Source organism: Limnofasciculus baicalensis BBK-W-15, assembly GCF_024178385.1.
Taxonomy (GTDB): domain Bacteria; phylum Cyanobacteriota; class Cyanobacteriia; order Cyanobacteriales; family Coleofasciculaceae; genus Limnofasciculus; species Limnofasciculus baicalensis.
Genome location: NZ_JAMZMM010000374.1, coordinates 1 through 5,833 on the forward strand (window position 1 = coordinate 1; position 5,833 = coordinate 5,833).

Annotated in this window: 4 protein-coding genes and 1 pseudogene; 2 read left to right on the plus strand and 3 right to left on the minus strand. The window is 41.6% G+C overall.

Annotation, left to right across the window (positions count from 1 at the left end):
- Positions 1–1,628: DUF1565 domain-containing protein (locus NJ959_RS24675; protein WP_254014402.1), on the minus strand; the 1,628-nt coding region annotated here is incomplete at its 3' end.
- A gap of 402 nt (positions 1,629–2,030) precedes the next feature.
- On the opposite strand from NJ959_RS24675, the gene NJ959_RS24680 reads away from it, so the two are divergent.
- A complete protein-coding gene (locus NJ959_RS24680) occupies positions 2,031–2,465 on the plus strand; it encodes a DUF29 family protein (protein WP_254014403.1) in 435 nt (144 codons plus the stop codon).
- A gap of 68 nt (positions 2,466–2,533) precedes the next feature.
- Complete coding sequence (locus NJ959_RS24685) at positions 2,534–3,190, plus strand: glutathione S-transferase family protein (RefSeq protein ID WP_254014404.1); 657 nt, start codon at positions 2,534–2,536, stop codon at positions 3,188–3,190.
- A gap of 75 nt (positions 3,191–3,265) precedes the next feature.
- Here NJ959_RS24685 and NJ959_RS24690 read toward each other — a convergent pair whose 3' ends face one another.
- Both NJ959_RS24690 and NJ959_RS24695 read right to left on the minus strand, forming a co-directional pair.
- Positions 3,266–5,095: a ShlB/FhaC/HecB family hemolysin secretion/activation protein gene (locus NJ959_RS24690; protein ID WP_254014405.1), complete on the minus strand. Its 1,830-nt coding sequence runs from the start codon at positions 5,093–5,095 to the stop codon at positions 3,266–3,268.
- Positions 5,096–5,246: 151 nt separating this feature from the next.
- Positions 5,247–5,833 (minus strand): annotated as a pseudogene (locus NJ959_RS24695) (hypothetical protein); the annotation flags it as partial.

Here is a 5,833-nt window from a genome sequence, read left to right on the forward strand (position 1 = left end):
GAATTAATTGCACTCATCCGCTTGGCATCTACTAATGCCTGATAAATTAGCGCCGCTACCTCTCCACGAGTTGCTGCCATAGTGGGATGGAGTTGTTTAACATTGGGGTAATTCACCACAATACGTTTTTTGCTGGCTGTCACCACTTCATCTTTCGCATATTCAGGAATAGCAGCCTTATCAGTATAAAAATTCAACGCATTGGCATCGGCTACTGCTAAACCCAATCCATTCACCAAAGAAACAATCACCTGTACCCGCTGTACATTATCGTTTGGCTTGAAAATTTTATTGGGGAAACCTGCCACAAATCCACCACGATAAGCTTGTTGAATTGCATTATATCCCCAAAAGTTAACGGGAACATCAGTAAAGTTTTCTGCTGCTTTTTTAGCTCCTGGATTAAATGCTTTCACCAGCAAAGCCGCATATTGGGCACGAGTCATTTTATCATCGGGTTTAAAAGTGCCATCTTTAAAACCACTAATCATTCCTTGGGCAAATAATGCTTCAATAAATTGCTTCGCCCAGTGATTCTGAATATCTGAAAAAGCTGGAGTTGTTTCCTCAGTAGTGCCATCAGTAGTACCATCAGTAGTACCATCAGTAGTACCGCCAGTAGTACCACCAGTTGTACCGCCAGTTGTACCGCCAGTTGTGCCACCAGTTGTACCGCCAGTAGTACCGCCAGTTGTACCGCCAGTTGTGCCACCAGTTGTACCGCCAGTTGTGCCGCCAGTTGTACCACCCGCTACCACAGTACCATCAATATTAATCGAGCCGCTAACTTTCGTACCACCCAACTGATTACCGAAAGAAACTAGGGTATTTTTAGTTACATTGAGAATATCCAGCTTACCATTATTCCGAAAAATATTCCCACCAGGATCTTGTGAACTTTTCCCTAAATCTGGAGTAGCATTGCCAGTCACAGCCAAACCATATTCTTCATTATTTTCAATCCGATTATTCCGCAATACAGGTTTAGCCTCAACAGAAATACTCATGCCAAAGCGATTCTCTGCCATAGTATTATCCACCACCTTAGTGGTAGCATTACCATCAATACTAATACCATAGCCAGTTTTTTTGCAGCTATTCCCTCGAAGCTCTCCCGCACAATCCCGCGTGATGGAGATGCCATTGCCTCCATTATCAAAACATACATTATTAAGAATGGTAGGATTAGCAGTACCCGTAGCCAAAACTCCCTCACGATTACATTTAGTGAAAGTACAATTAGCCACAGTAGGAGCAGTTGATTCAATCCAAGCCGCAGTACCACGCTTGGCTAAATTGGTAACAGTTATACCTCGGATAGCAGTATTATTTGCCAGTAAAAATGTTATATTTTGCAGAGCAAGGGTAGGACTGGTATAAGCACCACTACCTTCAACTAAAATACCACTACCTTTTGTACCTTCGTTGCCTAAAATTGTCACTCCAGAGGGTACTTGGAGAGGGAATATTTCCCCACTCGCCGCATTATAATTACCCGGTGCCAGTTGAATGGTAGTATCGGGTTGTATTTGCTGAAGTGCTTTGGTAATAGTTTTAAATGGAGTAGACTGGCTACCCGTAGCAGTATCGTTACCAGTGGCTGGATTGACGTAAAGTGTTTGAGGCATAATTAGAGGTTTATAGTAAGATAGGAGAAATTGAGAGCAGACGAAGTAATGATTGTTTCTCAAGTTTGTAGTAGGCGCTTAAGCACTTACTACGAGCAGTAATGATTGTTTCTCAAGTTTGTAGTAGGTGCTTAAGCGCCTACTACGAGCGGTATAGGGGGTGTCACCCCACATCTGAGTTTGCGATCGCTGCTGATATTGCCCAGTGTAGCCTCAAATGTTAGGAAATGTCTATGTAAGAAGATGGAAGGAAAGAAACCTGACACCCAGAAGTCGGGTTTCTTAGAGAAACCCGACTTCTTATCATTACGAGTTTTAGGTTTAATTCTACCCATCTGCTTCTCCTAACCTTTAGCTACAGTTTTCCTCATTCACATTTCATCCTTCGTCGAGTTATTATTTATGGAAGAATTATTTACCCTTAAGGATTTATTGCTAAAAGGTGATATATCAGGAGCATTAATCGTAGTAGAAGAATTGGAAGAAATGAGCCGCGATGATAAAATTAGTGCGATTAGCAGCTATGGAGTGATTTTGCTCCTTCATCTGATTAAGCAACAAGCCGAAAAACGGACAACTCGCTCTTGGGATTTGTCCATTAAGAATTCGGTGTGGGAAATTCAGAAAAAGAATAAGCGTCGCAAAGCAGGCGGTTATTACCTCACATCAGCAGAGTTGCGCATCGCTTTACAAGAAGCTTACCCCAGGGCAATCGATAAGGCTGCGATAGAAGTAGAAGAAGGTCGTTATGATACTGCTATATTAGAAGAGATGGTAAATCGAGAGGAAATTTTAAGTCAAGCGATGGCTTTGATTGCGTCAGATAATCTATCATGAGAGTTATATGCTCCAAACAGGCAAGATGCCTGTTCTACGAGTAAAGATTAAAAAAATGAGGTTTTTCGATGATTACGCTTTATCACGCTCCAGTTTCACCAAATTCTCGCCGTGTCTGGATTACCCTACTGGAAAAAGGACTAGAGTTTGAACTAGTGGAAGTCAAACTAAATGGCGAACAATTTAAACCAGAGTTTTTACAAATTAATCCTTTCCATCACATTCCCGCTTTAGTAGATGATGGTTTTTCCTTGGTGGAATCCTTGGCAATATTAGATTATTTAGAGGCAAAATACCCGACACCCGCCATGTTGCCTAGTGATGCCAAAGATTTAGGAATTGTACGGATGGTGGAATTAGTAACAGTTAACGAATTATTGCCTGCTCTGACTACATTAGCGCCCGTACTTTTAGGTATTCCTGGGGCAAATCCCGAAAAAATAGACCAGGCAAAGGTGAAAACTTCAACAGTATTGAAGTATTTTGAGAGTTTGCTAGATAATCGCCCATTCTTTGGTAGTGACAATATAACTCTCGCTGAACCTGTCGCTGGTACAGTGATATCCTGGTTGATAGGATCGGACGTGTCCTTAAATGATTATCCTAAATTAAGTGGATGGTGCGATCGCATTCAAAAACGTCCAGCATGGCAGAAAACAGAACCCACGCCAGAGGATATTGAAATGATTAAGTCTATGATGAGAGGAAGGATGGCACAGGGGTAGTGGCGTGACTTTTTAATCAACCACGAAGACACTAAGACACGAATGACTCAGAGCCAATTGCCCTCCTTCAACAACTTAAAATTGATACTTCACGCTAAAATAAAACCCATCATCTTGGGCATTATTACCCCGATCGTCTAATTTTATCAGAGGTAATCCATAATCTAAACGGATATTAAGATTGGGATTAGGTTGCCAAATTAATCCCAATCCAACACTAGCTAAAAATGTCTGCTTAGGTTGGTAATTAGGATTATCTGCAGCATTCCAGACAACGCCAAAATCAGCAAAAGGGGCAAGTTCAAAAACCCCATCATTGAGATTCTCTTGTTTAATTGTAATGCGATCTTCGATCGAAAATCTTACCCCATTGTCACCCGCCCGGACATTTTGCCGATAGCCTCGTACAGATTCACCACCGCCAATAATAAATTGTTGGGAGGAGAGTAAACTATCTGGTGTGAGCTGCACTTCCCCCTGGATATGTAAAATATTATTAGGACTTAAACGTTGTAGCCGTTGTACTTGACCTAGCCAGCTAAAAAAATGACCGTCAGGAATAGGATCGGAATTTTCTGTCGCATTCAATAACCCAATCCCGAAGGAAAATTGTGAACCTAAAGCCCAAGCGCCTTTATTATCCCATCGCACATAATCTTGTCCGAATTTGATCGCACTAGTGCGATTAATACCTCTCTCATCAGGACCAAAACCAAAGGGAGTAGGACCTGCAAAAGTAAAAGTTTGACCACTTTGATAAGTAAATCCCACAGATAATGCTAATTCTTCCCGAAAAGAACGGATAATGGGTTGGCGATAGCTAATTTCATATAACTGAGATTCTCCATGAATATCTAAAGCCTTAAATGGTTGCTGAGTCACATGATTACGAGAAGGGGCAGCCCGAAGTTGTAGAGTACCATTATTAACATTAACAGGTACTCGATAGGTGAAGTCAAAACTATCCGCGCCGCCTGTTGTTGTGTGATAGTATGAAGCTGTAAAAATATCACCAATTCCGGTTACATCAAGATAGCGGGCATTAACTCCGAGACGTTCAGATCCTACACTTGGTGGGGAATAATTATCAACACTAAGAGTAACATCTAAAGGCTCGTGTTCAATCGCTTCTACCACTAAAATACTCTTACCAGGAGCGCTGCCAGAACGTAATTTTGCTTCTACTCGTTTAAAAAGTGGATCTCGGCGCAATAGTCGCAATTGTTCTTCGAGTTTAGCCGTATTTAGGGGTGTCCCAACTCCTAACTTAATTCGCGATATCACGTAATTAGGATTGAGGCGTTTTGTTCCTTCTACCTCAATTTTTTCCACACTCCCTTCAATAACCAGAATCTGGACAACCCCACCATTAGTAATAATCTGTGGTTCTAAAACTGCACGGGAACTAGTATAACCCTGTTCTGCATAGAGTTGATTAATAGTATTAACTACATTAGTAAGATCTTGGAAAGAAACCGTTTTTCCTGCTAATGGTTTGGTTAAAAATTCGATTTGCTCCGATGTTAATACAGTGCTACCCTTTACTTCAATTCGCTGGACTAGTATGGGTATACTATTTGTTTCTGGACTGGTTTCCGGTGTGGGTATCGGGAGAAGTGGAGATTCTTCTGGTGACAGTGTAGGTGTGGGTATAGGCTGTAATAAATGAGGTTCCTGCGGAGTCGTTTCGCTCACAGAGTTACCATCTAATTGAACTATTGTGGATAGTATTATAGGTGATGATTGTTGGGCAATTTCCTCTTTAGCAAGTTCTGGTGATGGGATTAATTGCAAATTTACTTGAGAATCTGAAACAACATTAGGATTAGCTAATGCCGTATGAGTAGGAAAAATTTCCAGGGCAAGAAGACCTACCAACACGCCAAAATGTAGGGATAAACGCATATTGATTGACGATCCTAATAGTTTACTGGGGAATAAGCAGGTAGATGTTTACCCTGATGCGCTGCAATATTAACCCTGGTTGCTATCTAAAGAATAAGATTGATTACCAGATGCTTGTTTGGTAGATGCAAGATATAAAGCGAATCAAGTCTTATCTTTCTATCCTAACTTGATAGTCTCGACCTTCTTTCAAGGTAACAGGAGTAGGAGATTTAGTAACATCAACAATGACAATTAAGGTATTAGCTGCTGTCTCAAAATCAACATTAATGAACTCGATATATTCAGTACCAATCGATTGAGATACTAGGGCGAAAACCTGCTCCCTCACTAAATTTTGATTTGCTGGCAAGGCAATTAAGTGCCTGTTGCAGTGGAAATCCTCTGGTTGGAGTGGAAGTGATAACTTTCCGCCATTAGTATTCATATATTCCAAAATTTTGGGCAGGAGTTTCTCCACTTCTGGTAGCTGTTCATATCGAGATAAGTTACAGCCTATTGCTGCTAAATCAGTCGATGGATTTGATTCTGCTTCTAGTTGCGCTGGTTTTGGGTCTATTCTTAGTTGTTGTGGTATTGGAGTTGGTATTGGAGTTGGTATTGGAATTGGAGTTGGAGTCGGCTCGGGAGTTGGAGTTGGCTCGGGAGTTGGAGTTGGCTCGGGAGTTGGAGTTGGCTCGGGCGTTGGAGTTGGCTCGGGAGTTGGAGTTGGCTCTGGCGTTGGAGTTGGCTCTGGCG

What these genes read in the sequence shown, in the direction of transcription:
- NJ959_RS24690 (WP_254014405.1), bottom strand. Translation starts at nt 5,095, where the DNA reads ATGCGTTTATCCCTACATTTTGGCGTGTTGGTAGGTCTTCTTGCCCTG.
- NJ959_RS24680 (WP_254014403.1), top strand. Translation starts at nt 2,031, where the DNA reads ATGGAAGAATTATTTACCCTTAAGGATTTATTGCTAAAAGGTGATATA.
- NJ959_RS24685 (WP_254014404.1), top strand. Translation starts at nt 2,534, where the DNA reads ATGATTACGCTTTATCACGCTCCAGTTTCACCAAATTCTCGCCGTGTC.